Here is a 24,713-nt window from a genome sequence, read left to right as displayed (position 1 = left end):
TTCAATTCATGGCCACTCCGCTCACCATCGCCGACCTGAAAAAGCTCGCACAGCGCCGTGTGCCGAAGATGTTTTTCGACTATGCGGATTCGGGCGCCTGGACGGAATCGACCTATGCAGCCAACGAGAGCGATTTCAGCCACATCAAGCTGCGCCAGCGGGTGATGGTCGACATGACCGACCGCACGCTGGCAACGACGATGATCGGCCAGAAAGTGTCGATGCCGGTGGCCCTGGCGCCAACCGGCCTGACCGGCATGCAGCATGCCGACGGCGAGATGCTGGCGGCACGTGCCGCCGAGGAGTTCGGCGTTCCCTTCACGCTTTCGACGATGAGCATCTGCTCGATCGAGGACGTGGCGTCAGCGACGACGCGCCCTTTCTGGTTCCAGCTCTATGTGATGAGGGACAAGGATTTCGTCCTCAACCTCATCAATCGCGCCAAGGCGGCGGGATGCTCGGCGCTGGTGTTGACCGCCGATCTGCAGATCCTCGGCCAGCGGCATAAGGACCTGCGCAACGGCCTGTCGGCACCGCCGAAATTCACGGCGAAACATGTCTGGCAGATGGCGACCCGGCCTTTCTGGTGCCTGGACATGCTGCAGACCAAGCGCCGCAGCTTCGGCAATATCGTCGGCCATGCGAAGAATGTCTCCAATATTGCCTCGCTCGCCGCATGGACGCACGAGCAGTTCGACCCGCGGCTGTCCTGGGCCGATGTCGCCTGGATCAAGGAACAATGGGGCGGCCCGCTGATCATCAAGGGTATACTCGATCCGGAGGATGCCAAGGCGGCCGCCGACACCGGCGCCGATGCGATCGTCGTCTCCAATCATGGCGGGCGTCAGCTTGACGGCGCCCCCTCATCGATCAGCATGCTGCCGAAGATCGTCGATGCCGTCGGCGACCGTATCGAGGTCCATCTCGACGGCGGCATCCGCTCCGGCCAGGACGTGCTGAAGGCCGTGGCGCTCGGCGCCAAGGGCACCTATATCGGCCGGCCCTTTCTCTACGGCCTCGGCGCCATGGGCAAGGAAGGCGTATCGCTGGCGCTCGGCATCATTCGCAAAGAACTGGACATCACCATGGCGCTCTGCGGCAAGCGCGACATCAAAGACGTGAATTCGGCGATTATCGACGGGCGGCAGTGACCTGCTTGAGAAGCCTAGAAGAGTCACGACCGCATGCGATTCAGCATAGCGGCAGGCTGTCGCTTGCATCGAGCAGAAGGATCGCGAAAATCACGAGACAGGCGGCGAGTGCAAAACGCTGCCGCCAGACGATACGGCGCGATCCGGCAATCCGCTTCTCCAGGCCAGTCGGCGTCTTCTCAGGCTTGCGAAGCTGCATCCTGGACAGCAGGTCGTCGACGGCGGCAAGACCGGCGGCCTCGGTCTCGTGGCTCGACGCGAGACGAAACAGCAGCGCATCGAAGAGAAGATGGACCGCCAGCGCAAGGACAATCACGCAGAAAACGAGGATCGAAAGCCAGCCGAGCGATGGAGCGAAGCCTCGATATCCCACGGCGATCGGGCCGGCAACCAGTGGCAGCAGCGCTATCAGCCCGCAGAAGATCGAATTGCGGCCGAGATTTCGCGCTGCCGCCAAGGCCGCGGCATTCCACTGCGTCATTGCAAGCCCTCCGTCACGGCGCGGATACTTTCTGCGGGCAGATGAATACGCCGCCCCGCCCGTTCGATCAGCCGCACTGCTTCGGCTGGATCTTCGCAACGCCGGCTGATGAGCAGCCAACGCACGATGACGCAGGCGCTCCGCTCGAAGCCCAACGCACAGCAGACGAGAACCGGTCCCTGCTGGCGCGCAATCTCGATGAGGTTTGCCGCGGCGAGCGCCTGGATCTTGTCGATGGCTGTAAGATCAAGGGTCGGAAAGCTGCACCAGCGCGCGAGCGTCCCGCTCGGGCGCTGAAGTTCGCCGGTCATGTCGATCACCGTGGCAAAACGGTTGGCCTCGTGGCGACGCGGAAAACGACCGAGATGGACGCCGTCGGCGATCGCCACAGAAGCCGGCATTCTCCGGGTCCAGAGCCGAATATTGATGAGAGCGCCGAGCCGGTAAGGTGCCAGCAGCCAGCGGCCGGCAAGCGTTGCCCGGCCATCGACGCGTTTCTGGAATATCTGCGGGCCGGCGCCGAAATATCCGAGTGCGACGATCGCCAGCGCAACAGCCGGCCAGAGCAACAACAGGGCTGCCGCCGATAGAGGAGTGAAGAGCGCCGCAAGGCCGAGAAATGCGACGTCACCGCACAGATAATAGAAGCCGAGACGGCGCGACTTTGGATCGCCGCTCATCGTAAAATTCGCGAGAGGCGAACCGGCATCGCGCGGAAAAAGCCAGATGGCAAACAGACCGAGCAGCATGCCGGTCGGTATGTCGATGATGTGATGCTGCCACGTGGTCAGCACGGAGACACCGATCAGGAAGCACCAGAGGTGCCAGAGAAGCCGCACCTTCCGCGGCAGCCGGCCGCGCAGATGATCCCAGATCACCACCAGGAGTGCGATATGGAGCGACGGCGCTTGATTGAACGGCTTATCAAAGCCACCGAGGACGGCGAACATGAAGCCCGGCAGGCCACTCGTTGCCGGCCGCACGAAGGTCGCTTCGAGCGGAAACGCGATAAAGCAAGCGACGGCTATTATCTGGATCGTCAGATAACGCCTCGCCAGCCTATCCACATCGCGCGGCGCCGTGTTGATGAACAGGCAGAGTGCATAGAACAGATTGATCGACCAATAGGGAATGATCGTCCATCCGAGGAACGGAATGGCGCTTTCCCATGCGAAGGCGACGTTCGGCACATGAGCGCGTTGCGATGCCAGCCAATTGGCGCCGCCATAGCTCAGATAGAAGGACGGCGCCAGGAAGGCGAGCCAGAGCGCTGCCCGCTTCGGGACCAGCGCTGTCTGGGAAAAAGTTGAACGTACCTTCTCCACGCTTTGCCCTCAGACTCTCTCGGCCAGCGGACGGTGAAAATGCCCCACTGGTCGATCCGCTGCTCGATCTTGCGGAAACCGGCTGCGGCAACCAGCTGGTCCATTTCCTCTTGCGTCCGCCGCCGCATCACCCACGCCTCGCCGCCGCGGTGCGACGTCAGGGCGCGGGCGATCATCTCCAGTTGCGGATGCCATGGCTGGTTGGTGTAGACCAGCAGGCCACCGGGCCGCATCGCGCGGGCCATCCCGCCGAGCGAAGCGGCTATCATCGCATTGTCGGAAAACAGCTCGTAAAGGCCGGAGACAATCGCGAGATCTGGAGCCGGCGTGATTGCAGCCAGCCCTTCGCCGTCAAAGGCATCCTGCTGGCGGAAACTGACGAAATCGCCCAGTCCCCGCGCGGCGATGCTGTTGCGGCCGGCATCGACATTAACCGGGGAATAGTCCTGCAACCGCGCACTATCGGGACGCGCGGCAGCGGTCTCGATTGCATCAAGGACATAGCGGCCGTGCCCGGCCGCTATGTCGAGTATATGAGTACTGCGGCCGGCTGCTTTCAGGTGCAGCAGCCCGCGGTCGATTAGTTCCTGCAAATGCAGCTTGCGCTGCCTGATGCCGCGCCAGCCGATCGCCTCGAGGAACACCTTGTCGATCAACCGCCCGCCGGGACCGAGCCCGCGCGGCCTGTTCTCGTAGACGTAATCGAGCGTCGAGCCGGAATCAAAACCGGTCTTGACCCCGGTCTTTATGCCTTCGGACACCAGCGCGCCGAGCCTGATGTTGAGACGGCTGAGCGCCCAGTAGATGCCGCGTGGAGATGTGGCATCCAGAGGGCTCGCAAGCCGGTCGGCCTCATCCTTGGTATAGCCCTGGATATGGGCGGTGCGAAGGTCGACAGGCGCCCGAGGCTCGGCGAAACGTGCATCGATAAAACGGCGGATCTCGGCGAGCGCAATTGCGCGGTCCTTTTCGCCAAGCGTGTCATGGTAGAAGCCGGCAAGCACATGCCGTTCCTTGATTCGGCTGCCGAGGTTTTCGTAGAACCGGTGCTGCGGTGCCTGTCGCACCACCCAGTCGCTCCCCGAGATCAGCATTTGGGTTGGAACCGTAATGGCGCGGGCGTCGCCGACGACGCAGGCCGCCGCCTCATAGAGCTGCAACAGGATGTTGGAGGCAATCGGCCGGGAGATCAATGGGTCGGATTCATACGAGGCGATCCGCTCGGGATCATGCGTCAGAAACCTCGCCTTGACATAGGAGTTAACGAAGAATGTCCCCTTGAGCTTTTCCCAGAGCGCAATGCCTTCCTTGGCAAAAGGCACGTAGAGTTTGACGCTGAAGGCTGGGGAGGCCAGCACGAGCGCACGGATTGGCGGCGCATAGTCGTGCACCCAGGTGGTGGCCAGAACCGCGCCGACGCTCTGTGCAATGACGGCGATGTCTTCGACTGAAACACCGCTTGTCTCGCTGACATGGCGAACGAAGCAATCAAGATCATGCGCCGAGGCCGCAAAGGATGGCGAATAGCCGCGCTCTCCCGGCGAACGCCCGTGGCCGCGTGCGTCCCAGGCGTAGAAGGCAAAATCATCGAGGCCGAGCTCGGTGGCGAGATGGGCGACGCGGCCGCCATGCTCGTGGCCGCGATGGAGAAGAATGACTGCGCCCTTCGGGGAAGCCCCGGTCGCGGGCCACATCCGGTAAAACAGTCGAGTACCGTCATGCGAAGCGAATTCGGATTCACGCATTGGTCTGGCCGTCGAGGACGGTTGCTCGCTATCGGCAGTTTGCAGCACGGTCTTCTCCAATTCTGATAGGTGGATAGATTTCGTCCATTGGCGAGCACAGTGATTTGCTTTCATTGCAAAAGTCTAGTTGCAAATGTAAGTCCTATGCGTGAACCGATATAAAGTGCGGGCTTCCTCACAGCTACGACGATCTTCACTGCCCGAGCCGAGATAGACTGATCAAACGCCACGATATTCCACTGAGGTCGCATGTCTGTTTATCAATTGAAGTCCCGGTTTCAGAATATTCTTCGCCCTCTGGTGCGCTCCCTCGCGGCGCGAGGCGTCACCGCCAATCAGGTGACTTCAGTTGCCGCTGCCGTCTCGGTTGCATTGGGCCTTTTACTGAGCGTCCTCCCGCTTCCGCATTGGTTCCTGCTGGTGCCTATATGGTTTCTCCTGCGCATGGGCCTCAACGCCATTGACGGCATGCTGGCGCGCGAACATGGGCAGAAGAGCATTTTAGGCGCGTATCTGAACGAGATCGGTGATGTCGTGTCGGATGTCGCCCTGTATTTGCCGTTCGCGCTCATCGATCCGAACGGCTTAATGCCGGCGATATCAGTCATATTCCTCTCGGCGCTGACGGAATTTACCGGCGTTCTGGGTCAAACGGTCGGCGCAAGCCGGCGTTACGACGGGCCGCTGGGCAAAAGCGACCGTGCGGTGCTTTTCGGCGCGCTCGGCACCTTTGTCGCGGTCGGTGGGACGTTTGCAGCATGGACATCGTGGCTTTGGGCGGTGGTGGCTTTACTTCTCATATGGACGATCATCAATCGCATCAGCGCCGGTATTCGCGAGGCCCACACAGCCACCCGGTAGCGAGCGGAGCCGATCTGCCGCCGCTTCACTGCCGCCAGCCGGAGCTCATGAAATGTCTCGGTTGATCGACCCTGCCTTCCTCCTTCAACTGCATGTTAAACATAGGTTGCATTTTTAGCGCTGCACCTTGAAAGCACCAAAGCGGTGCTTTATGTTTTATTTCATGGCGAACACAGGCAAGACACCCCACCCATCGCTACTGCGCTACACGCTGGCGCCTGATGATTCTGCCCGGCAGGCGCTGGACGATACTGTTGCCGCCTATCGGAGGATGATCGACATCCTCAGTGAACTCATCCACGACAGGGCGGGCGCCAATCTCGTCGTCCTGCATGAGCTTGCCTATGAAACAGTCCGCGAGCAGACAAGCCTGCCAGCACGGCTGGTGACACTCGGCCTTCGCGATTTCGCCGCCAATCGCGGCGTGAGCGCCGATCCGCCATATCTGCCGCTCGATGACAAGCTCTTCGCCATCAAAGGGCCCTCGGACCTGACGATCGCCACAGTGCACGGACGCGTTGCCGTGCCCTACGATGTCGCGGGTTATTCACGGGGATGGGAGAGTATTTTTCCGGCCTACCTCGTTTCGGGCCGGGATCGCTACGAGATTCACATCGGCGTCACGCCGAATTCCGCTCCGATGGAGGAAAACATGACGAACGAAGGCATTCTCTCACGCATGGGTCGCCTGATCGCGGGTATCGCGAATGCGGCGATCGACAAGGCGGAAGGCGTAAATAAGATCGCCGTCATCGAACAGGCGATCCGCGAGATCGATGCGGCAGCGGAAGACGCCCGCACCGATCTCGGCAAGGCTCGCGCGGAGGAATACCGCATCCAGAGCCGCCGGGACGAAATCGTCGAAGACATGAACGCGCTCGACTCCAAGATCCGCCTCGCCGTCTCGTCTCAGCGGGATGACTTGGCAAAGGCCGGCGTTGCCCGCCAGATCGATCTCGAATCCCAAATCGCAGCGCTCGACAAGGCGCTGGCCGATGCCAGGGAACAGGTGGACGAAGGCCAGAAAGCCCTGCAGGCCGTGCTCGCCACGCGCCGCGAGGCGGATGCTCGCCTTGCCGATTTCAAGCGCAGCATCGCAAGGCATCCCGAGCACGCTACCGGCCAAAGCCAGCCGGCACCGGGTCCGGACGCCGCCCGCGCTGCCGCAGCGGTCTCGCGGCTGACCGGGGTTCCCGCTGGCGAGCATGCCCATAGTTCCGAACTGGACGAACTCGACCGGTTGCACCGCGAACAGGCAATCGAAGCCCGCCTCGCCCGCTTCAAAGCGGATAACCGGTAGCGCCGATGGAGCTCCTTTTCTCACCGGAATGTGCGCCCTTCGCCATCGCCGCAACTATCCTTGTCGGCCTGACCGCGATCGAGATGCTCGCGATGGTCATGGGCTTTTCGATGACGGAATTTCTGGGAAAGCCGGAGGTTCATGGCCATGACGGCATCCTGGCTTACCTTTCCTGGCTCAATCTCGGCGGTGTTCCCCTGCTGATTCTCATGATGCTGACGCTCGGCTTGTTCGCGATGACGGGCTTTGCGTTGCAGGCCGTCGCCAACGCCTTCTGGGCGCCACTGCCAAGCTTGATAGCCGTCATACCTGCCGCGCTGGCAACCATCCCCATGGTCAGGGCATCGAGCAGAACCGTGGCGCGTATCGTACCGCACGACGAGACCTATGCGGTCGATCTCGACGCCCTGCTCGGCCGGACCGCCGAGGTTTCGATCGGCCCGCTCGATCAGGGGCTGCCGGGCCGCGTCCGCGTCAAGGATCAGCATGGAAACTGGCATGTGCTTCGAGCCCGAGCCGCCAAGGGCGAAGGTCCCCTCGCGATCGGCGCTTCGGTACTTCTCGTCGATCACAAGGCAAATGTGTTTATCGCCATTCCCGCGCCGGTTGACCCCGCCGATGCGGACAATCAATCTTTCAGGGAGCAGCAATGATGTACGACGTTATTCTACCAGCCGGCATTGGGATTGTTCTGATCTTCGGCATCGGTTTTGTCCTCGCCTCGCTTTACACGCGCTCCAGCCGCGACGAGGCCTATGTGCGCACCGGTCTCGGCGGCCAGAAGGTCGTGCTCGACGGCGGTTCGGTCGTTCTGCCGATCTTCCATTCGACCGCTCGGGTTAACCTAAAGACACTGCGGCTCGAGGTTCGCCGCGGCGAAGGCGATGCACTGATCACCAAGGACCGCATGCGCGTCGATATCGGCGCCGAGTTCTATGTACGCGTGAAACCCGATGCCTCCTCGATTGCGCTTGCAGCTCAGACACTCGGCAACCGCACCAACGACGCCGAGGCTCTCCGCATCCTGATCGAGGCGAAATTCGTCGATGGCCTTCGCTCGGTGGCCGCGACGATGAATCTCGACGCGCTGCAGGAACAGCGCATGGATTTCGTCAAGGCCGTGCAGGAAGCTGTCGGCGCCGATCTTCAGTCGAACGGCCTCGAACTCGAATCCGTGTCGCTGACACGCCTCGACCAGACCGACATCAAGCATTTCAACGCCAACAACTTCTTCGATGCGCAAGGCTTGGCCGCATTGACCCGCATCACCGAGGGACGCAAGAAGGAGCGAAACGAGATCGTTCGCGACACCGAAGTCGCCATCGCCCAGAAGGATCTCGAGGCCCGTCAGCAATCGCTGACCATCGAGCGGACCAAGCGGGAAGCCGAACTCAGCCAGGAACGGGACATCGCCAACAAATCCGCGGCGACACGCGCCGAAACCGCGCAGCAGGAGCAGGCCGCAAAACGCGCCGAGGAGGAAGCCCGAATCGCTTCCGAACAGGCGATCGCCGAACGCGAGGCATCTGCCAAACAGGCTCGCGAAAGCGCCAACATCGATGCCGCCCGTGCCGTCCAGCAACGCGAAACCGAAGCCAAGCGTGACCTCCAGATCGTGGCACAGGAGAGCGCGATCGCAGTTGCCAACAAGAGCCGTGAAGAATCCGAGGCGAAGGCAGCGGCTGAAGCGGCCCGCGCGCTGGCGATAGCAGCAGAAGAAAAGGTCGGCACCGCCAAGGCGATCGAGATTGCCGAACGCGAAAAGCAGATTGCCGTCATCGACGCACGCAAGAAAGCCGAGACGGAAGCGACTGCCGTCACCGTCGGTGCCGAAGCCGAAAAACAGGCGGCAAGCGACCAGGCCGAGGCCATCAAGACGCTCGCGACCGCCGAGGCGGATGCGGCGATCATCAAGGCCAAGGGCATTCTCGAAACCGGCAAGGCCGCGGCCGAGAGCGAGGCATTGCTCAACGACGCGCGCAACAAGCTGAGCTCTGCTATCATCGAGTTCGAGATCACCCGCGAACGGATCCGCATCATTCCGCAGGCGCTCGCCGAAGCGGTCAAGCCGATCGAGAAAATCTCCGATATCAGGATATTCGACACCGGCGGCATGCTCGGCCGCGGAAATGGAGCGGCCGGCGGAAACGGCATCGGGCTCGGCGAAGGACTGGCCGGCCAGCTCCTCTCCTACCAGGCGAACAAACCGATTCTCGACAAATTGATGAAGGAAGCCGGCTTCGAGGGCGACGATGCCATCTCATCCCTTCTGGGAAATCTCGATGGAGCAAAACCGGCAAGACCGGCAACGCCCGCCCCGGCAAAGCCGGCAATACCGGCCGCAGCCCCGACACAAACGATCATCCCTCCGGCGCCGAAGCCGGCACCAAAGAAGGACTGATCGCCGCGCAAGCGGGTCTGGACTAGAACAGGATGATTTTAGGCCGGTTCGGCCTAAAATCTGAATTCTGTTCTAAATTAAATAGTTAGAGCATGATGTCGCCTGAAAACTGCTCACAATTTTCGGCATCATGCTCTATCTCGCCCAACCCATTGCCAGCGCGCTCGCCCAGTCGGCACGGCCCCTTTCGGCGGCCAGTGCCGACATCGCCATGTGGTCATAGGCGACGGTTCGGAACTGCCATGTCCATCCGCCCGCCGTCTTTTCCAGAATGGCATAACTCGCCAGCGGATGGCCGGCTTCCACCTTGTGGTAATAAGGCAGTTCGTCGTCATAGGCCGGGCATCCGACGCTGCCGGGATTGACGATCAGGCGGCCATCGGAAAGCCGCACGGCGTGGGGAATGTGGCTGTGGCCGCAGAGGATCAGCGGCAGGTCGATGCCTTCGGCCAGCGCCTCGATCGCTTCGATCGGCTTCAGGAAGACGAAGCCCTCCGGCGAAACCGATTCCATCCAGTAGAGATTGTCGTCCTTCGGCGTCGCGTGACAGAGATAGACCTCGCCGCTATAAACGGTATCGGACGGCAGGCCGCGCAGCCAGTCGAGATGGGATGGCGTCAATTGCCGGTAGGCGGCGGCATCCGAAGCATGCATGGAGGCCGGATCCTGCTCGATCAGATAGCGGTCGTGATTGCCGCGGACCGACGTCAGGCCGAGCGGCATCAGCAGGTCTGCCGTCCTGCCGGCTTCGAGCGGGCCGCTGAAGAAATCGCCGAGATTGACGAACTCCTCGACGCCTTGCGCGCGGATATCAGCAAGCACTGCCTCGAGCGCCAGATGGTTTCCGTGGATATCGGCAATTGCTGCAAACCGCATTTCTAGAGCCTTTCCTGGTCAGATTGAAGCATTCTGTTGGCTCAAACGGAGTCGGATGGTCGACCTGCCGGCGCGCGTCGTAGCCAAGCTCTACGGCCAAGCCGGCCGGTCGATTAGCCGGCCCGTTTCAGCCAACCCGAAGGGCCGGGCATCTTTCCGCCAGGGCAGAGGCGATCGGCTCGGACCTACCACGAAGTATGCCCTTCGCCAATCGCCTCTGCCCCGACGAAAACCTGCTCCGGCAGAATGCTGCAATCTGACCGGGAAAGGCTCTAGCTCCCTCGGTAAGTAGAATAACCATAGGGCGATATCAGCAACGGCACATGGTAGTGCGCCGTGACGTCGGCAATGCCGAAGCGGATCGGCACGAGATCGAGGAAGGCGGGATGCGACAGCGGCGTGCCGCTGGCCCTCAGATAATCGCCGGCGTGGAAGACCAGTTCGTAGGTACCGGCTCGAAAATTTTCACCAATGAGGATAGGGCCGCCATCAACCCGGCCGTCGGCATTGGTCTCCACCGTCTTCAGATGCCTGCAGATCTCGCCGTCGAGCTGGAAAAGATCGATCCTCAAGCCTTCGGCCGGCTTGCCGAGAGCGGTGTCGAGAACATGCGTGGTCAGTCCGGTCATGGGGCTGGCTCTTCGATGATATAGGGGGTTTCGAAAAAGAATTCTTCCAGATTGTTGCCCGGTCCGTCGCGGTCGACGACCAGGAAATCTGAGACTTGGCCAAGCGCCATCAGCGGATGATGCCAGACGTTGCGGCGATAGTTCACCCCCTGGTCGCCGCGCGCCAGAAACACCTGCGGCCTGCCCGGGCGGCCGTTCTCATCCTCGGAGACGACGACGAGAAAAGGACGGCCCGAGACCGGCGAGAAACTCTGGCTGCCGAAAGGATGGCGCTCCATCATGGTGACTTCATAGGGGAAGCTACGCGGCTGGCCGCGAAAGAGGTTGATGACGACGCGCGCATCCTCGCCCGTCGCCTCAGTGGCGGCGAGTGCATGGAAACGCTCCGTTGTGCCGCCATTGATGAGCCGCATTGCGGCCGGATCGGCCTCGATCACCTCGCCGAAGGGAGCAAAGGCGGATCGGGTGAGCGGGCGGATGCCGAGAAAATCGGGCATGACTTCACTCGCCTTGCGCATGCCAGTGACGGATGGCATCGATCGCGGAGAGAAGCTCCGGCAGTGTGCGATACGTCGCCTCCCAGATCTCGGAGGGATCGAGATCGAAGAGATCGTCGAGGATACGGTTGCCCGTGCCGCAGATTTTCGTCCACCGCAAGTCGGGATGCTCGGTCGCAAATTCCGGATGTGTCACCAGCAGGCGGGACGCCGCCGCACCGATGGTGAAGTGGCAAAAGACAACCGCCTTGAAGGTGAGCTTGTCCCCGGTAAACGCAGCCTCATCCATTCCGCCGACGAAGGTCAGCGCTTCGGATGCCGCCTCATACATCTCATTGAGATAGTCGATCGCTCGCCGCTCTTTCATTCAGCCTCCGGCAGCATCGATGTCAGGCGCAGCAGCGCGATCCGCTCGACTTGCGCGGCCGCGGTCGCCAATTCTTCGTCTCGGCCATTGCCGATCCGCGCTTCGAACGCCGACAGGATGTCGTCCTTTGTAAGCCCCTTGACGGCGATGATGAAGGGAAAGCCGAATTTTTCGACATAGGCCGAATTGAGTTCGGTGAAGCGGGCATGTTCGGCCGGGTTCAGGCGGTCGAGACCGGCGCCGGACTGCTCCTTCCGGCTGTCTTCCGTGAGATCGCCAGAGATGGCAAGGCGCCCGGCAAGATCGGGATGGGCGCAGAGCACCCCGAGACGCTCCTGCGGGCTTGCCGCCCGGAAGATGGCGGCAAGGGCCGCATGCACACCGGCTGCCGCCAGTGGCTCCGTCACGTGGCCGGCGTCATAGGCGCGCTCGGCGATGAAAGGCGAATGTTCAAAGACGCCGCCGAAGCGGGAGACGAAATCCTCGCGCGACATCATCACAGCGCTTCCGGCTGATGGTGCTTGTGCCAGTGCTCGGCGATCTCGATGCGGCGCGGAATCCAGACTTTGTCGTGCTTCAGTACATATTCGATGAAGCGCTTCAACGCCGCCGCCCGGCCCGGGCGCCCGACGAGGCGGCAATGCAGGCCGACCGACATCATCTTCGGGCTGCCCGCCTTGCCTTCCTCGTAAAGCGTGTCGAAGGCGTCCTTTAGATAGGTGAAGAACTGATCGCCGGCATTGAAGCCCTGCGGCGTGGCAAAACGCATGTCGTTGGTTTCGAGCGTATAGGGGATGATCAGGAAGGGTTTCCCGTCGACGCCCTTCACCCAGTAAGGCAGGTCGTCGGCATAGGAATCGGAGGAATAGAGGAAACCGCCCTCCTCCTGCACCAGCCGAAGCGTATTGTCGGAAGGCTTGCCCTGATACATGCCATAGGGCCGCTCACCGGTAAGTTCGGTATGCAGGCGCACCGCTTCGAGGATATGCTTGCGCTCCAGATCCTCGGGAAAATCCTTGTATTCCAGCCAACGGTAGCCGTGGCTGGCGATCTCCCAACCGGCCTCCTTCATCGCGGCGACGGCCTCGGGGTTGCGGGCCATCGCCAGCGTCACGCCGTAGACGGTCGCTTGCACGTTGAGATCTGTGAACATCCGCCAAAGCCGCCAGAAGCCAGCACGCGAACCATATTCGTAGATCGATTCCATGTTGAGGTTGCGCTGTCCCGACCAGGCGGCCGCGCCGACGATCTCCGATAGCAGGTTTTCGGAGGCCGCATCGCCGTCGAGGATCGAGCTTTCGCCGCCTTCCTCGTAGTTGATGACGAACTGCACGGCGACACGCGCCTCGTCCGGCCATTTCGGATCGGGCGTCAGGCGCCCATAGCCGACAAGATTGCGCGGATAAGTCTCGGATACCATTAAATCACCCTCTGAAAAGACAGAGGAAACGGTAGCATCCGTAGCCGGAATGTCGAGCCGGAAACTGCGCAACGGAGTTCTGTCCGAACGCCGGCGCTCCGGCGCCAACCTTTGAGGCATTGGTTCGTCAGGCGATCCTGCGCGCGCTGACCTTACCCATCGGATGCAGCGAATGAACGCGGAAAGGGCCGCCCGTGCCCTCCTCGATCATCAGCGCCACGTTCGAAACCGTGACCGGCTCACTCAAGACAGGCTCGAAGATCGTCCGCAGCGCCGGCTCGATGCGCGGCATGTCGATCGCGTTGACGGGGCCTGTCACCGGCATATGAAAGCGGAACTCTTCCATCACATAGGGATTGCCCCAGCGATGAAGGTTGGCAAACTGTGCCGCCGATAGCCCGTCCGGATCACTGCGTTCGATCTCGGCCTCGCTGAGCGGTGCGCGGAAACGATCGAATTCCTGCACGATCGCCGAGGCGAGATACTGGATCTGCTCGCAAGGCGTGCTCGGCAGCAAGCTGTAGAAATTGCCGAGCCGGGCGACTTCGACACGCGGAATCTGAAAGGGAACGAAGGTCCCGGAAAAACGCATCAGATCGCGCAGGAGTTGCGATTCGGACATGTCGTTGGACAGCTGAAATGGCGCTTTCAAGACGCCATGAAAACCGTAGCGCCGGGGCACGGCGGTATGGAAGGCGATCTCGTGAATACCGAGGCCACGAACTGCCGGAGGCTCCATCATATCGCCCGAAAACACGTTTCGGCCAAGCCAATTGGCGGCCACGAGCGACAACAGGTCGCTCGCCGGAGGCGTGAAGCAAATGGCATAGCGCATGCAATTTCCTCCATCAAGGAAGTAAGCGCCGTTCAGATCCGGCGCTGTCGATGCGCAAGCAGATAGGTGATTTGCATGACAGAATAACGAAACGAAGCAGCGCCTAATTCACGTTTAACGTGAAGCCGCCGCGATGTGGCTTGAGATTGCGAAGCTTTCCGGCAGCAAAAATCCGCAGTCTGCATCGTCTGCGATACATATCGCCGCCTCCGCCAGCCGGTGGGCGAGGCCGAAGCTGACTTTGAAGCCGCCGGTCAGCGCGATCAGGCGTGGATGTTCGGGATGGCGGCCGATCATCGGATCCCGGTCTATCGCCTTTGGGCGAAGCCCGGCCCAGCGCTCGACAACGGGGGCGTCGCGAAGAGATGGCACGATGCCGCGCGCCGCCTCGATCAGCATATCGAGCTGGGCGTCGGTCGACGTCGGGTCGTCAAAACGGTTCTCGCTGGTGCTGCCGATTGCCGCTTGCCCGCCCTCGTGCGCGACGACATAGAGCCCGTCGAGGAAGATCGTCGGCAGCGCCGGGTCGATATCGGCTTTCAATAGCGCTGCCTGCCCCTTGACCGCCTGGCCGAGCGGCTGTTTCAGCCCCGGCGTCAGGACCTGCAACAACGGAAAGGACTGATGGCCGGCGGCCAGGATGCAGTGACTGAAAACGATGGTTTCGCCGTTTATTTCGGCCATGCCGCGATCGGGGTCGAGGCCGGCAATCGCCGCATTCTCCTGGACGCGAACATGCTTTGCCCGCCGCAGGAAGGCGATGAGCGCTGCGATCAGCAAGCGGGGCGCAACGCGGGCGGCGAGTGTGTCGTGTACGAAGCCGCTCTCGCCGGCAGACGCCTCGATCCAACCGTCCATATCAAGGCCGTCGAGCACATGCCAGTGGAAGCGGCGGTCACCCGCCCGCCAATGGCGTTCGGCGTCCTCAAAATGGCCACGCGCTATTTTGTTGAGATGCGGCTTCGGCAGCGGGATCAGCCGTCCGGACCTGTTATACCCGGCGGAAAGCCCGGTCTCCGCTTCGAGCGCTGTGATTTCGGCTTCGAGCGAGACCAGCGCATCGAACTGGAACTGCTTCTTCTCCGACCACCGGTCCGGCATATGCGGCATCAGCGCGCCGAGCAGGCCACCACTTGCACCTTCGCCCAACCTGCCGGCGTCAGCGATTAGAGCACGGATGCCCCGGCGTTCGGCATGGACGGCCGCCCAGAGCCCCATGATGCCGCCGCCGACAATCAGCAATTCTAAGGACGATTGACCTGAGACCGGCTGAGGACTATCGGCTTTTTCCATGACAGACGTGAACCCCGATCAGATTGGCGCGGGCGCGCCGCAGCCGCTCGAATGGCGCGACGGCGATATGCCCTATTCCACCGCCTTTGGCGATCATTTTTATTGCCAGACCGATGGGCGGCTGGAATGCGGCCACGTTTTTCTCGCCGGCAACGGCCTGCCGGAGCGCTGGAATGGGCGGCAGAGATTCCAGATCGGAGAACTCGGCTTCGGCACCGGCCTGAACTTCACTGAAACCTGGCGGCAATGGAAGCTCCATCGTGCGAACGGCCAGCACCTGCATTTCATCTCCTTCGAACTTTATCCGATGCGCAGCGAAGAAATCGGCAGGGCGCTGTCGCATTGGCCGGAGATCGATGTCGAACGCGGATCGCTGACGGCGGCTTGGCCGCAAGCGCCTGCTGGCACCGTCTCGCTGAACCTCGATTCTCAGACGACGCTCAGCGTGATCTGCGGCCGCGCACTCGATGGCGTTGCAGAGGCCAAACCCGGCTTCGACGCCTGGTATCTCGACGGCTTCGCCCCGTCGCGCAACAGCGATATGTGGTCGGAAGAACTGATGCGGCTCGTCTGCGAGAAAAGCGCAGCCGGCGGCACTTTCGCCACCTATGCGGCGGCCGGCTTCGTGCGCCGCAATCTCATCGCTGCAGGTTTTGCCGTCGAGCGCCGCAAGGGCTTTGCCGGCAAGCGCGAAATGCTCTGCGGCATCAAGTAAACTCGGGCAAGTGCGATCGATTCAAACGGCTGAGTTGCTAACAGTTATCACTCTGTGCGATAATAGTCCGAGAGGAACCAGTATGGCCAGCAGCGCGAATCTTGGACAGCAACTCGAAAACTATGTGAACGAACTTGTGAAATCGGGGCGTTACAACTCTCGCAGTGAAGTTCTGCGGGAAGGTGTCCGGCTTGTCGAGGAGCGGGAAAAACGGTTGATGGCGCTCGATCTGGCAATCAGCCAGGGGATCGCCGACGCGAAAGCAGGTCGCTTCAAGCCCATCAGCGATGTCGCCGCCCGCCTTGCGGCCAAATATGACGGCCGTTCGTGATCGTCCTCATCACCGCCCAGGCGGAGGCGGATCTCGAACGTATTGGCGACTATATCGCTGAGGACAATCCGCAGCGGGCGCCAAGCTTCATTCAAGAACTGCTGGAACGGTGTGAGCGTCTGGCCGAAACGCCGAACGGTTTTTCATTGGTTCCACGTTACGAACGCACCGGCGTTCGCCGCCGTCCTTACGGCAACTATTTGATCTTTTATCGCGTTGGCGAGGATCGTATCGAGATCCTGCATATCCTCAACGGCGCCCAGGATTTCGAGAGCATCCTGTTTTCCGAAGGTTCAAATCAGTAGCTGGTGCGCTCCGGCTGCTGCTCGCTCGTTCCGAGCCACTGGCGGATTTTTTCCTCGAGCAGTTCGGGGCTGATCGGCTTCGACATGTAGTCGTCCATGCCGGCATCGAGGCACAGTTCGCGGTCGCTTTCGAGCGCATGGGCGGTGACGCCGATTATCGGCACTCGATGGCCTTGTCCCTTTTCCCGTTCGCGGATCGTCTGCGTCGCCTGATGGCCGTTCATGACGGGCATCGAGACGTCCATCATGATGATGCGCGGCGTATACCGCTCCCAGGCGGCGACCGCTTCCTCGCCATTGTCGACGACGAGGAAGGAAAGACCCGTGCCTTGCAGGATCTGCGTGAAGACGATCTGGTTGACCTCGTTGTCTTCGGCGACGAGCACGTCGACGAATTCAGCGGCCCGCTTCTGCGGCACGGGCGCCGGCGCGGGCACGGCCACTTCCGTCTGCAGCCGGGCGATCTCGGCCTCGGAGGCCTGTTTGACGCGGCTGGCGCGCACCACCTCGGCGACGGTGTTGCGCAGCACGTTGGCGCGCGCCGGTTTCATCAGATGCGCATGGCCGTTCAGCGCCGCGAATTCCTTCTCCGTGCCCGAAATATCCATCGACGTCAGGAAGATGATCGGCAGTTCGACGAAGCGGGGATCGGCGCGCAACCGGCGCGCGACATCGGCGCCGTTCATATCGGGCATGTGATAATCGAGCACGACGGCATCGACGATAATGCCGAGACCGGCCGCCGCCTCCAGGATCGCAAGCCCGGTGCCGCCGCCCTCGGCGGCCACGCCGTCGAAGCCCCAGAGAGACAGCTGCTCGGTGAGGATTCGCCGGTTCACTTCATTGTCGTCGACGACGAGGATACGCGCACCCTGCACGTTGATCGGCAACGGCTTCGGCTCAGGGCGAGCGGCAGCCACCGCAAACGGCAGGTTGATGGTGAAGACGGAGCCCTTGCCCCATTCGCTTTCAACGTTGAGATAACCGCCGAAAAGGTCGACCAGCCCGGCGGTGATCGCAAGACCGAGGCCGGTTCCTTCATGCCGCCGGGTTGACGAGGCGTCCACCTGCGAGAATTTGTCGAAGACCGATTCGAGCTTCTCCGGTGGGATGCCGATCCCGGTATCCTCGATACGGATGCACGCCATGATCTCGCCGCCGGCGGCCGGCTCGAAGCCGACATCGACGAAGACATGGCCACGCTCGGTGAACTTGACGGCATTGCCGACGAGATTGGTGACAATCTGGCGGAACCGCCCGGCGTCGCCGATCACGGCTGCGGGCAAATCGGGTGCGGCCCGCACCAGGAGTTCGATGTTCTTCTCGGCGGCGTGCGAGGACAAGAGTGTCGCCACATCCTCCACCGCTTCGGTAATATCGAAGGCGGTTTTGCGCAGTTTCATCTGCCCGGCGTCGATCTTCGAGAAGTCGAGGATGTCGTTGATGATCGTCAGCAGCGCATTGCCGGATTTGACGATAATGTCGACGAAGGTCTTCTGGCGCGTATCGAGATTGGTCTTGGCAAGCAGTTCCGCCATCCCAAGCACGCCGTTCATCGGCGTGCGGATCTCATGGCTCATATTGGCAAGGAATTCGGATTTGGCGCGATCGGCGGCTTCGGCGCGCGACAGCAGCTGGCGCAGTTCCTCCTCGCGGCTCTTCAGCTCGGTGACGTCAGTGAAGAGCGCCACCCAGTGCTGCCCCTTGCTGACCGTCGCATCCATGTTCACCCATCGCTCGCCGTCGACATGGAAGACGGTGGAAATCGGCAGCCTGGCCGCGATATTGTCGCGCCAGCCCTGCAGGATTTCGGCGGCGGCATCGTGGAAATCGCCACGCGCCGCGCAAAATTCGAACATGCCAATCCAGCCCTCGCCGGGTTCGAGATAGGTGGCCGGAATCTGCAAGATGTCAGAAAGCGCCTCGTTGGACAGCTTGATAATGCCGTCCTGAACGATGGCCAGGCCCTGTGGCATGGCATGGGTCGCGTCGCGCATCATCTCGCCGAGTTGTTCCAGCGCGGCGCGGGCCTCGTGGACTTCATTTTCCCGCTCACGCACGGCCGTGATGTCGGCATAGGTGAGCAGGATCCGGTCGTTGGAGATACGGCGGCTATCGAAGATGACGGATTTGCCGCCCGCCCAGCCGAGCTCGATCGGCTCGGGCTCCTCGGTTTCGAACAGGTGCTTGCGGAAAGCGTAGATTTCCTCGGGTGTCTGCGTGCCGTCGTAGCGACCGAGCTCATAATTGCGACGGATGACGTCGATGAAGGGGCGCCCGTCAAAGGGGTCGTCGAGCGGCAGCTCCCAGATGCTGTAGAATTCGTCGTTGACGTAGAGGATCTGGTGATCGTTATCGAGGATCAGCACGCCGACCGGCAGCGAGCGCAGAATATTCTCGATATCCCGGTGCAGCACTTCTTCCTGCTTCCGCGCTTCGATCAGTGCCTTCTCCCGCTCCTTGAGCGGTGAAATGTCAGAAAAGGAGCCGACGACATAGGCTCGCCCATCCGCCGTCACGACACGCTTGACTCGCGAGATCACGGGATGGATGCGGCCATCCTTGCTCGGCATTACGCCTTCCAGCTCCTGCGACAGGTCTTGTTCCAGCGACAGCCGGTTTTCCTGGTAGATCGCCTCGCCGCCCTCCGGCCCGAACATTTCATATTCGGTCATTCCCAGCACCCGCGAGCGCTGGTGGCCGCTGAAAGTCTCATAATACTGGTTGGCATAGACGAGGTGATGTTTCTCGTCGCGCACGAAAACTGCGACCGGCAGATCCTCCATGATGGTGCGCAGCAGGTCTCGTTCGTCGACGCTCGCGTGCCAGCTCGAATCGGTAGGGGCTACGGGTTTCTCGCCGTTGCGATAGGCGGCGTTGATGACCAGAGGCCGGCCGTCTTCGGCAAAAATGCCGATCGGGTGGTCGAGCTTTTCCAGCGCCTCGCGCACGCGGGCGAAATCGCCGGCAAGGCCATGATCGTCGGCGCCCTTCCCGTCTCCAAGGGCGCGGCGTGGCGTCTCGCGCACTTCGAAGATGCCGAGCACATAGGCTCGCTCCGGCGATGGCGAAAAGCTTTCGATCTGGATACGCTCATGGCTGAGGCCGGCCGCATCAAAGCAGATGGCGTTTTCCTCTGTGCCGAACACCAGTGCGCGGCGCTCCTTGTCCTCACGATCCTCTTCTTCAGGACGGTCGAGAAGCTCGCGGCTGCGCCTGCCGATGAAATCGGAGATCTCGCGGCCGAGGAAACGGGCATAGGCCTCGTTGACGGCGATATAACGCAGCTCGCTATTCTTGACATAGGCCGGGGTATCCAGATCAGCGATCCGGCGGCAAGCCAACTCCAGAAGTTCCCCGGCTGATTTCAAAAATATCGCTCCCGCAATGAACGAAATATCGACTACAAAAACTATAACGCCAAGGCTTTTAACAAGGTTTTAACCATAAATTTCGACAGCGGAATTTTACAAGCCGGCTCACCAAGCTGAAGATAATCCGAGATTACCAGCCCCGGCTTGCACGAGACTGAAAGGACGCCGGCAATAATTTCTTTCGACGTTGGGATCCGTTGAAATCATGACGAAAATTTAATGCCGAAACGGCTTGTGCGGCCATTGCGCTGCCGCGATCCGGGCCGAGTCTCGGCATGGCTTTATGGAAGCCATGCCCATGAAAGGAAAATAGCATGTCCGTTCTTCATAAGACCATGGCGACGGGCCTGATCGCCCTGACCTTTGCCGGCGCCTCGCTCGCCACCGCCACCACTGCCGATGCCCGTCCACGCGATGCCTTCTGGGGCGGCCTTGCAGCCGGCGTCGTCGGTGGCGCTCTGCTGTCGGAGGCCGCCCGTCCCGCCTACCCGGTCTATCCTGCTTACCCCTATTATCGCCCCTATCCGGTCTACCGGACCTATTACCGGCCGTCCTACTGCCACCTCGAATGGCGACACGACGATTGGGGCGACCCCTACCGCGTCAAAGTCTGCACGGAATAGAAGAAATCGCATCCGGCGCCGCTTGACCTCCCGGCGGCGCCGGTCCAATGCGTCCCCGGCGCAAAGGAGGATCAGCATGCCGGAACCGCTCAAGAACCTGCTGCATGAAGCGTTGATCGCCGAAATGGCCGATCGAATCGCCGGCAATTCCCCGTCGTTCGACAAGGGCCGCTTCGTGACGCTAGCGACCGGTGGCCTTCAGGCGCTGGAACTGATGGAGCGATCGGCCCTGATCCGCGACGCGCTGTTCTCAACGCTTCCCGACAATTTCCCGGAGGCCGCCGCCATTCTGAAGGTAAGCCTCCCCTCGGAAAGCAAGCCTGGACTGACAGGCTGGATGCTGCTGCCGGTCAATCAGTTCATCGCCGCACGCGGCCTTGATCATTTCGATCTCGGCCTCGATGTCCTGAAGGCGCTGACGCCGCATTTCACTGCCGAATTCGGCATCCGCCCCTTTATCCACCGCGACCAGCAGCGCGCGCTGGCGATCATTTCCGGCTGGGTCGACGATCCCGATCAGCATGTGCGACGGCTGGCGAGCGAGGGAACGCGGCCGCGCCTGCCCTGGGCGATGCGCCTGCCGCAACTCGTCAAGGATCCGGCACCGATCCTGCCCATCCTGACTGCGCTGATGGATGATCCGGAGGAATATGTACGCCGCTCCGTGGCCAACAGCCTGAACGACGTCGCCAAGGATCACCCGGACCTGGTCGCCGCCTTCGTCGCTAGTCATATCGACGGTGCTTCATCCGAACGCCGCTGGCTGCTGAAACATGCCTCGCGTACACTTCTGAAGAAAGGCCACGCGCAGGCGCTCGTCAATTTCGGCTTCGCCGCCACCGCTTCGCTCGAATGCGAACTGCGGCTCCAGAATGCAGAGGTGATGTTCGGCGAAGGGCTGGATTTCGAAATCCGGGTGACAAACGCCGGCGAGCGAGCGCAGTCACTGATGATCGACTACGCCATTCACCATGTGAAGAGCGACGGTTCGCTCTCACCCAAGGTCTTCAAATGCAAGGCGATAATGCTCGCTCCGGGGCAAAGCCATACAATTGGGCGCCGCCACGCCATGCGGCCGATCACCACGCGACGCTATTATCCCGGCGAACATCGCATCGCCATCCTCGTCAATGGCGCGGAGACCGCATCGCAAAGCTTCGTCCTCGTCATGCCCTCACCTGACCCAGCTTGAGGCTTTCTTGTGCACTGCACTTGACTTTCCACGCGAACTAGCCCAAATGCGGGTCAGCTTTCACCCTTCCGGCCGCCGCGTGAGCGTGCCCCTGCTGAAAAATACAGACGCAGGAAGAAGGGACAAAAGCGCATTTCGATAGAGCGCCGCACTCCCATGAGCGGCCAGAAGCGCTGGAAAGCTTTTTCCAACTCACAAGTTCCCACTTCACGCGGGGTTCTTGACGCCAGAATGAAACCGGATCGCATGGTGCGTTCCGGCGATAGTCATTGTGGCGCCCCGAAAGGTTATACCTTGACTAATTTTGAATCGCTTGGTGTCTCCAAGCCGATCGTCGCTACTTTGTTCCAGCTCGGCATCGAAACGCCGACGCCGATCCAGGAACATGCCATTCCCCTCCTCCTCGAAGGCCGCGACCTGATCGGCCTTGCCCAGACAGGCACCGGCAAGACCGCCGCTTTCGGCCTGCCGCTGATCGAAAAGCTGCTCGCCGATGAACGGCGTCCCGACAACCGCACGACGCGGACGCTGATCCTTGCGCCGACCCGCGAACTGGTGAACCAGATCGCCGAGAGCCTGAAGAAGTTCATCCGCAAGTCGTCGCTGCGCATCAATGTCGTCGTCGGCGGCGTCTCGATCAACAAGCAGCAGCTTCAGCTCGAAAAGGGCACCGACATTCTCGTTGCCACGCCCGGCCGCTTGCTCGACCTCGTCAATCGCCGCGCGATCACGCTGACTGCGGTTCGCTATCTGGTGCTCGATGAAGCCGACCAGATGCTCGACCTCGGCTTCGTGCATGATCTGCGCAAGATCGCCAAGATGGTGCCGAAAAAGCGCCAGACCATGCTCTTCTCGGCCACCATGCCGAAGGCGATCGCCGATCTCGCCGGCGAATATCTCGTCGATCCCGTCAAGGTCGAAGTCACGCCTCCAGGTAAGGCTGCCGACAAGGTCGAGCAGTACGTGCATTTCGTCGCCGGCAAGAACGACAAGACGGAGCTGCTCCGCAAGTCGCTGACCGAAAACCCCGATGGCCGCGCCATGGTCTTCCTGCGCACCAAGCACGGTGCCGAGAAGCTGATGAAGCATCTCGAAAACATCGGCTATTCCGTCGCCTCGATCCACGGCAACAAGAGCCAGGGTCAGCGCGAGCGGGCACTGAAGGCCTTCCGCGACGGCAGCATCAAGACGCTGATTGCCACCGACGTCGCCGCCCGCGGCATCGACATTCCTGCTGTCAGCCACGTCTATAATTACGATCTGCCTGAAGTGCCTGACGCCTATGTCCATCGCATCGGCCGCACCGCGCGCGCCGGCCGCGACGGTATCGCCATCGCCTTCTGCGCTCCCGATGAAGCCAGGCTGCTGCGTGATATCGAGCGCCTGATGGGCATCGACATCACTGTCGCCAGCGGTGAAGCTCCGGCAAACATGAACGGCGCGCCCCGTCGCGCCAATGGCAACGGCAATAACCGCAATCGCAATGGCGGCCAGGGTCGCGAAGGTCAGGGTCGCGGCGAAGGCCGCGGCGACCAGAACCGTTCGGAGCATCGCGGCAGCCGTCAGGAACGCCGCCCGCGCCTCGAAGGTGAAGGCAGCGAAGTCCGCGCCGGCGGCGAAGAGCGTCGTCCGCGTCCGGAGCGCCCGACCGGCCGCAATGAGGATTTCCGTGGCCAGCGCCGCGGCGAAGCGGCCCCGAATCTCGGTCCTGACAACGATCTGGCCTCGACCTCCGACTTCCGCCCCTCGGCAAAGCCGCAGCGTCCTGCCCACGCCAATGGCGAACCGAGCGGCCATCACCGCGGCAACAGCCGCCACGCCCATGGCCGTCCGGCCCGCAAGCATGGCGAAGACCGCGGCCCGCAGCAGGCCCAGGCCGGCGAACCGCGCCGGGACGGCAACGGCGGAAATCGTCGCGGTGGCTCCGGCTCCCGCAACGGCGGCGGCCAGCGCCGCGAACGCGCCTGATAGTTGAACGACTGAAAAGCGGAAAGGCCGGGGGATCTTCCGGCCTTTTTGTTATCTACGCCGCCGCGGGCCGGTCTTGGCTGAGCGCCTTGCGGTTCGTGAGATAGACGCCGGTCACCACCACCACGGTGCCGACGATCAACGGCAGGGTTAGCGGCTCCCCAAAGGCGATGAAGGCTTCGAGAGCGACCGTTGGCGGCATCAGGTAGATCAGCGAGGCGGCGCGCGACACCTGACCCCGGCGGATCAGATGAAGCAGCAGCCCGACGCCGCCCATCGACAGACCGAAGACCGACCAGGCGAGCGCGCCATAGGCCTGCTCGGTGCCGTCGAAATGCTGATGCTCGAACATCAGCGAAAGCGGCAGGGTGAGGATCAGCGCGCCGATATATTGCAAAGTCGCGATGGTTCTGAGGTCGCCGGATTGCAGGTGCTTCTTCTGATAGAGCGTGCCGTAGGTGACGGACGCCATGGCGACGAGGTTAATCGCCAGCGGCAGGGCTGCATGTGTGAGATCGGCGGTCGCTGGGCCGAGCAGCTTCGGCGAAATGGCAATGGCAATGCCGATGAAACCGAGGGCAAGGCCAAGTTTCTGCGCCTGCTGCAGCCGCTCGCCGATGAGGATGGGAGCTGCCATTGCCGTCAGCAGCGGCTGCAGCGCCGCGATGATGCCCGATATGCCGGCCGGCACGCCATTGGCGATGGCCCACCAGAGACCGGCGAGATAGAAGCCATGCAGGAAGAAACCGGAATAGATGGCGCGTAGCGCCGTCGCCCGACTTTTCGGCCATTGCGCCCGCACCACCAGGCAGAGCGCCAGGAATGCCGCCGCCGACAGCGCGTAACGTATCGAAAGAAAAGTGAAGGGCTCGGAATGCAGCGAGGCATATTTCGCCACTACCCAGCCCGTGGACCAGAGTAGGACGAAAACGGCGGGGGCAAGGCGATCGAAGGACATGGGGCGGCTCGGGAGAGAAGGGTCGCCGTGCTGATAGCCCCACCCGGCGGCTGCCGTCAAAGGCGA

General features: G+C 61.7%; 23 protein-coding genes and 1 pseudogene. 11 read left to right on the top strand and 13 right to left on the bottom strand.

What is annotated here, in order from left to right; genetic code table 11:
- The first annotated feature begins 8 nt into the window (after window positions 1-8).
- Window positions 9-1,151, top strand: a complete 1,143-nt coding sequence (locus tag ACS4RR_RS08840) for an alpha-hydroxy acid oxidase (RefSeq protein WP_456189967.1) — start codon at window positions 9-11, stop codon at window positions 1,149-1,151.
- Between the two features lie 40 nt (window positions 1,152-1,191).
- Here the strand turns inward: ACS4RR_RS08840 and ACS4RR_RS08835 are convergent, their stop codons facing one another.
- The 3 genes and pseudogenes from ACS4RR_RS08835 to ACS4RR_RS08825 all read right to left on the bottom strand — a co-directional run bounded on the left by ACS4RR_RS08835 (window position 1,192) and on the right by ACS4RR_RS08825 (window position 4,750).
- A complete protein-coding gene (locus tag ACS4RR_RS08835; protein WP_170260621.1) occupies window positions 1,192-1,632 on the bottom strand; it encodes a hypothetical protein in 441 nt (146 codons plus the stop codon).
- Entirely contained in the window at window positions 1,629-2,957 is a 1,329-nt protein-coding gene (locus tag ACS4RR_RS08830; protein ID WP_456189966.1) for a phosphatase PAP2/dual specificity phosphatase family protein, read from the bottom strand. Before ACS4RR_RS08830 ends, ACS4RR_RS08835 begins: the two co-directional genes overlap by 4 nt.
- Before the next feature lie 9 nt (window positions 2,958-2,966).
- Window positions 2,967-4,750: pseudogene (locus ACS4RR_RS08825) on the bottom strand (bifunctional alpha/beta hydrolase/class I SAM-dependent methyltransferase).
- Window positions 4,751-4,951: 201 nt separating this feature from the next.
- On the opposite strand from ACS4RR_RS08825, the gene ACS4RR_RS08820 reads away from it, so the two are divergent.
- From ACS4RR_RS08820 to ACS4RR_RS08805, 4 genes are all read left to right on the top strand, one after another.
- A complete protein-coding gene (locus ACS4RR_RS08820) occupies window positions 4,952-5,563 on the top strand; it encodes a CDP-alcohol phosphatidyltransferase family protein (RefSeq protein ID WP_222387036.1) in 612 nt (203 codons plus the stop codon).
- A gap of 163 nt (window positions 5,564-5,726) precedes the next feature.
- Window positions 5,727-6,863, top strand: coding sequence for a PspA/IM30 family protein (locus tag ACS4RR_RS08815; RefSeq protein ID WP_456190140.1), 1,137 nt, complete (start codon window positions 5,727-5,729; stop codon window positions 6,861-6,863).
- A 5-nt stretch (window positions 6,864-6,868) separates the two neighbouring features.
- On the top strand, window positions 6,869-7,516 hold the full coding sequence (locus tag ACS4RR_RS08810) for an OB-fold-containig protein (RefSeq protein ID WP_017965440.1): 648 nt from the start codon (window positions 6,869-6,871) through the stop codon (window positions 7,514-7,516).
- On the top strand, window positions 7,513-9,264 hold the full coding sequence (locus tag ACS4RR_RS08805) for a flotillin family protein (protein ID WP_456189965.1): 1,752 nt from the start codon (window positions 7,513-7,515) through the stop codon (window positions 9,262-9,264). Before ACS4RR_RS08810 ends, ACS4RR_RS08805 begins: the two co-directional genes overlap by 4 nt.
- Window positions 9,265-9,399: 135 nt before the next feature.
- On the opposite strand, the gene ACS4RR_RS08800 is transcribed toward ACS4RR_RS08805, so the two are convergent.
- The 8 genes from ACS4RR_RS08800 to ACS4RR_RS08765 form a co-directional block, all read right to left on the bottom strand.
- Window positions 9,400-10,140 (bottom strand): metallophosphoesterase family protein, encoded by a 741-nt coding sequence (locus tag ACS4RR_RS08800; RefSeq protein WP_456189964.1) that lies wholly within the window; start codon window positions 10,138-10,140, stop codon window positions 9,400-9,402.
- Between the two features lie 272 nt (window positions 10,141-10,412).
- Entirely contained in the window at window positions 10,413-10,769 is a 357-nt protein-coding gene (uraH, locus tag ACS4RR_RS08795) for a hydroxyisourate hydrolase (RefSeq protein WP_456189963.1), read from the bottom strand.
- A complete protein-coding gene (locus tag ACS4RR_RS08790) occupies window positions 10,766-11,287 on the bottom strand; it encodes an ureidoglycolate lyase (RefSeq protein WP_441005716.1) in 522 nt (173 codons plus the stop codon). The genes uraH and ACS4RR_RS08790 overlap by 4 nt, the downstream gene beginning before the upstream one ends.
- On the bottom strand, window positions 11,271-11,633 hold the full coding sequence (locus ACS4RR_RS08785) for a HepT-like ribonuclease domain-containing protein (RefSeq protein ID WP_017965444.1): 363 nt from the start codon (window positions 11,631-11,633) through the stop codon (window positions 11,271-11,273). The genes ACS4RR_RS08790 and ACS4RR_RS08785 overlap by 17 nt, the downstream gene beginning before the upstream one ends.
- A complete protein-coding gene (gene uraD / locus ACS4RR_RS08780) occupies window positions 11,630-12,130 on the bottom strand; it encodes a 2-oxo-4-hydroxy-4-carboxy-5-ureidoimidazoline decarboxylase (RefSeq protein ID WP_017965445.1) in 501 nt (166 codons plus the stop codon). The genes ACS4RR_RS08785 and uraD overlap by 4 nt, the downstream gene beginning before the upstream one ends.
- Complete coding sequence (puuE, locus tag ACS4RR_RS08775; protein WP_170260613.1) at window positions 12,130-13,053, bottom strand: allantoinase PuuE; 924 nt, start codon at window positions 13,051-13,053, stop codon at window positions 12,130-12,132. Before puuE ends, uraD begins: the two co-directional genes overlap by 1 nt.
- Before the next feature lie 127 nt (window positions 13,054-13,180).
- Window positions 13,181-13,888, bottom strand: coding sequence for a DUF1045 domain-containing protein (locus ACS4RR_RS08770; protein WP_456189962.1), 708 nt, complete (start codon window positions 13,886-13,888; stop codon window positions 13,181-13,183).
- A gap of 114 nt (window positions 13,889-14,002) precedes the next feature.
- Complete coding sequence (locus tag ACS4RR_RS08765) at window positions 14,003-15,181, bottom strand: NAD(P)/FAD-dependent oxidoreductase (protein WP_260109202.1); 1,179 nt, start codon at window positions 15,179-15,181, stop codon at window positions 14,003-14,005.
- Between ACS4RR_RS08765 and mnmC2 the strand changes: the two genes are divergently transcribed.
- From mnmC2 to ACS4RR_RS08750, 3 genes are all read left to right on the top strand, one after another.
- Window positions 15,180-15,896, top strand: a complete 717-nt coding sequence (gene mnmC2, locus ACS4RR_RS08760; RefSeq protein WP_260109203.1) for a tRNA (5-methylaminomethyl-2-thiouridine)(34)-methyltransferase MnmC2 — start codon at window positions 15,180-15,182, stop codon at window positions 15,894-15,896. The two genes, ACS4RR_RS08765 and mnmC2, sit on opposite strands and share 2 nt — an antisense overlap.
- 82 nt (window positions 15,897-15,978) lie before the next feature.
- A complete protein-coding gene (locus ACS4RR_RS08755; protein WP_017965450.1) occupies window positions 15,979-16,227 on the top strand; it encodes a type II toxin-antitoxin system ParD family antitoxin in 249 nt (82 codons plus the stop codon).
- Window positions 16,224-16,532: a type II toxin-antitoxin system RelE/ParE family toxin gene (locus ACS4RR_RS08750; RefSeq protein WP_260109204.1), complete on the top strand. Its 309-nt coding sequence runs from the start codon at window positions 16,224-16,226 to the stop codon at window positions 16,530-16,532. Before ACS4RR_RS08755 ends, ACS4RR_RS08750 begins: the two co-directional genes overlap by 4 nt.
- Here ACS4RR_RS08750 and ACS4RR_RS08745 read toward each other — a convergent pair.
- The gene (locus tag ACS4RR_RS08745; protein ID WP_260109205.1) at window positions 16,526-19,903 is read right to left on the bottom strand and encodes a PAS domain-containing hybrid sensor histidine kinase/response regulator; all 3,378 of its coding nucleotides are present in this window, start codon (window positions 19,901-19,903) and stop codon (window positions 16,526-16,528) included. The genes ACS4RR_RS08750 and ACS4RR_RS08745 overlap by 7 nt on opposite strands.
- A gap of 317 nt (window positions 19,904-20,220) precedes the next feature.
- On the opposite strand from ACS4RR_RS08745, the gene ACS4RR_RS08740 reads away from it, so the two are divergent.
- From ACS4RR_RS08740 to ACS4RR_RS08730, 3 genes are all read left to right on the top strand, one after another.
- Complete coding sequence (locus ACS4RR_RS08740) at window positions 20,221-20,529, top strand: hypothetical protein (RefSeq protein WP_017965453.1); 309 nt, start codon at window positions 20,221-20,223, stop codon at window positions 20,527-20,529.
- Between the two features lie 76 nt (window positions 20,530-20,605).
- Window positions 20,606-21,721, top strand: a complete 1,116-nt coding sequence (locus ACS4RR_RS08735; protein ID WP_260109206.1) for a DNA alkylation repair protein — start codon at window positions 20,606-20,608, stop codon at window positions 21,719-21,721.
- A 246-nt stretch (window positions 21,722-21,967) separates the two neighbouring features.
- On the top strand, window positions 21,968-23,689 hold the full coding sequence (locus ACS4RR_RS08730; RefSeq protein WP_260111057.1) for a DEAD/DEAH box helicase: 1,722 nt from the start codon (window positions 21,968-21,970) through the stop codon (window positions 23,687-23,689).
- Between the two features lie 55 nt (window positions 23,690-23,744).
- Here ACS4RR_RS08730 and ACS4RR_RS08725 read toward each other — a convergent pair whose 3' ends face one another.
- On the bottom strand, window positions 23,745-24,647 hold the full coding sequence (locus ACS4RR_RS08725; RefSeq protein WP_170279032.1) for a DMT family transporter: 903 nt from the start codon (window positions 24,645-24,647) through the stop codon (window positions 23,745-23,747).
- Window positions 24,648-24,713: the final 66 nt, after the last annotated feature.

This window comes from Rhizobium zaerense (assembly GCF_051810725.1).
Lineage (GTDB): Bacteria > Pseudomonadota > Alphaproteobacteria > Rhizobiales > Rhizobiaceae > Rhizobium > Rhizobium leguminosarum_I.
The sequence above is the reverse complement of the archived record's forward strand: the minus strand, read 5'-3'. Positions and strand labels throughout refer to the sequence as shown.

Bases quoted from the DNA above. Each gene is read 5' to 3' on its own strand.
- ACS4RR_RS08730 (WP_260111057.1), top strand. From the start codon at position 21,968: ATGGTGCGTTCCGGCGATAGTCATTGTGGCGCCCCGAAAGGTTATACC.
- ACS4RR_RS08785 (WP_017965444.1), bottom strand. From the start codon at position 11,633: ATGAAAGAGCGGCGAGCGATCGACTATCTCAATGAGATGTATGAGGCG.
- ACS4RR_RS08805 (WP_456189965.1), top strand. From the start codon at position 7,513: ATGATGTACGACGTTATTCTACCAGCCGGCATTGGGATTGTTCTGATC.
- ACS4RR_RS08740 (WP_017965453.1), top strand. From the start codon at position 20,221: ATGTCCGTTCTTCATAAGACCATGGCGACGGGCCTGATCGCCCTGACC.
- uraH (WP_456189963.1), bottom strand. From the start codon at position 10,769: ATGACCGGACTGACCACGCATGTTCTCGACACCGCTCTCGGCAAGCCG.
- ACS4RR_RS08835 (WP_170260621.1), bottom strand. From the start codon at position 1,632: ATGACGCAGTGGAATGCCGCGGCCTTGGCGGCAGCGCGAAATCTCGGC.
- ACS4RR_RS08840 (WP_456189967.1), top strand. From the start codon at position 9: ATGGCCACTCCGCTCACCATCGCCGACCTGAAAAAGCTCGCACAGCGC.
- mnmC2 (WP_260109203.1), top strand. From the start codon at position 15,180: ATGACAGACGTGAACCCCGATCAGATTGGCGCGGGCGCGCCGCAGCCG.
- ACS4RR_RS08800 (WP_456189964.1), bottom strand. From the start codon at position 10,140: ATGCGGTTTGCAGCAATTGCCGATATCCACGGAAACCATCTGGCGCTC.
- ACS4RR_RS08755 (WP_017965450.1), top strand. From the start codon at position 15,979: ATGGCCAGCAGCGCGAATCTTGGACAGCAACTCGAAAACTATGTGAAC.
- ACS4RR_RS08790 (WP_441005716.1), bottom strand. From the start codon at position 11,287: ATGCGCAAGGCGAGTGAAGTCATGCCCGATTTTCTCGGCATCCGCCCG.
- uraD (WP_017965445.1), bottom strand. From the start codon at position 12,130: ATGATGTCGCGCGAGGATTTCGTCTCCCGCTTCGGCGGCGTCTTTGAA.
- ACS4RR_RS08820 (WP_222387036.1), top strand. From the start codon at position 4,952: ATGTCTGTTTATCAATTGAAGTCCCGGTTTCAGAATATTCTTCGCCCT.
- ACS4RR_RS08765 (WP_260109202.1), bottom strand. From the start codon at position 15,181: ATGGAAAAAGCCGATAGTCCTCAGCCGGTCTCAGGTCAATCGTCCTTA.
- ACS4RR_RS08770 (WP_456189962.1), bottom strand. From the start codon at position 13,888: ATGCGCTATGCCATTTGCTTCACGCCTCCGGCGAGCGACCTGTTGTCG.
- ACS4RR_RS08725 (WP_170279032.1), bottom strand. From the start codon at position 24,647: ATGTCCTTCGATCGCCTTGCCCCCGCCGTTTTCGTCCTACTCTGGTCC.
- ACS4RR_RS08815 (WP_456190140.1), top strand. From the start codon at position 5,727: ATGGCGAACACAGGCAAGACACCCCACCCATCGCTACTGCGCTACACG.
- ACS4RR_RS08810 (WP_017965440.1), top strand. From the start codon at position 6,869: ATGGAGCTCCTTTTCTCACCGGAATGTGCGCCCTTCGCCATCGCCGCA.
- ACS4RR_RS08735 (WP_260109206.1), top strand. From the start codon at position 20,606: ATGCCGGAACCGCTCAAGAACCTGCTGCATGAAGCGTTGATCGCCGAA.
- puuE (WP_170260613.1), bottom strand. From the start codon at position 13,053: ATGGTATCCGAGACTTATCCGCGCAATCTTGTCGGCTATGGGCGCCTG.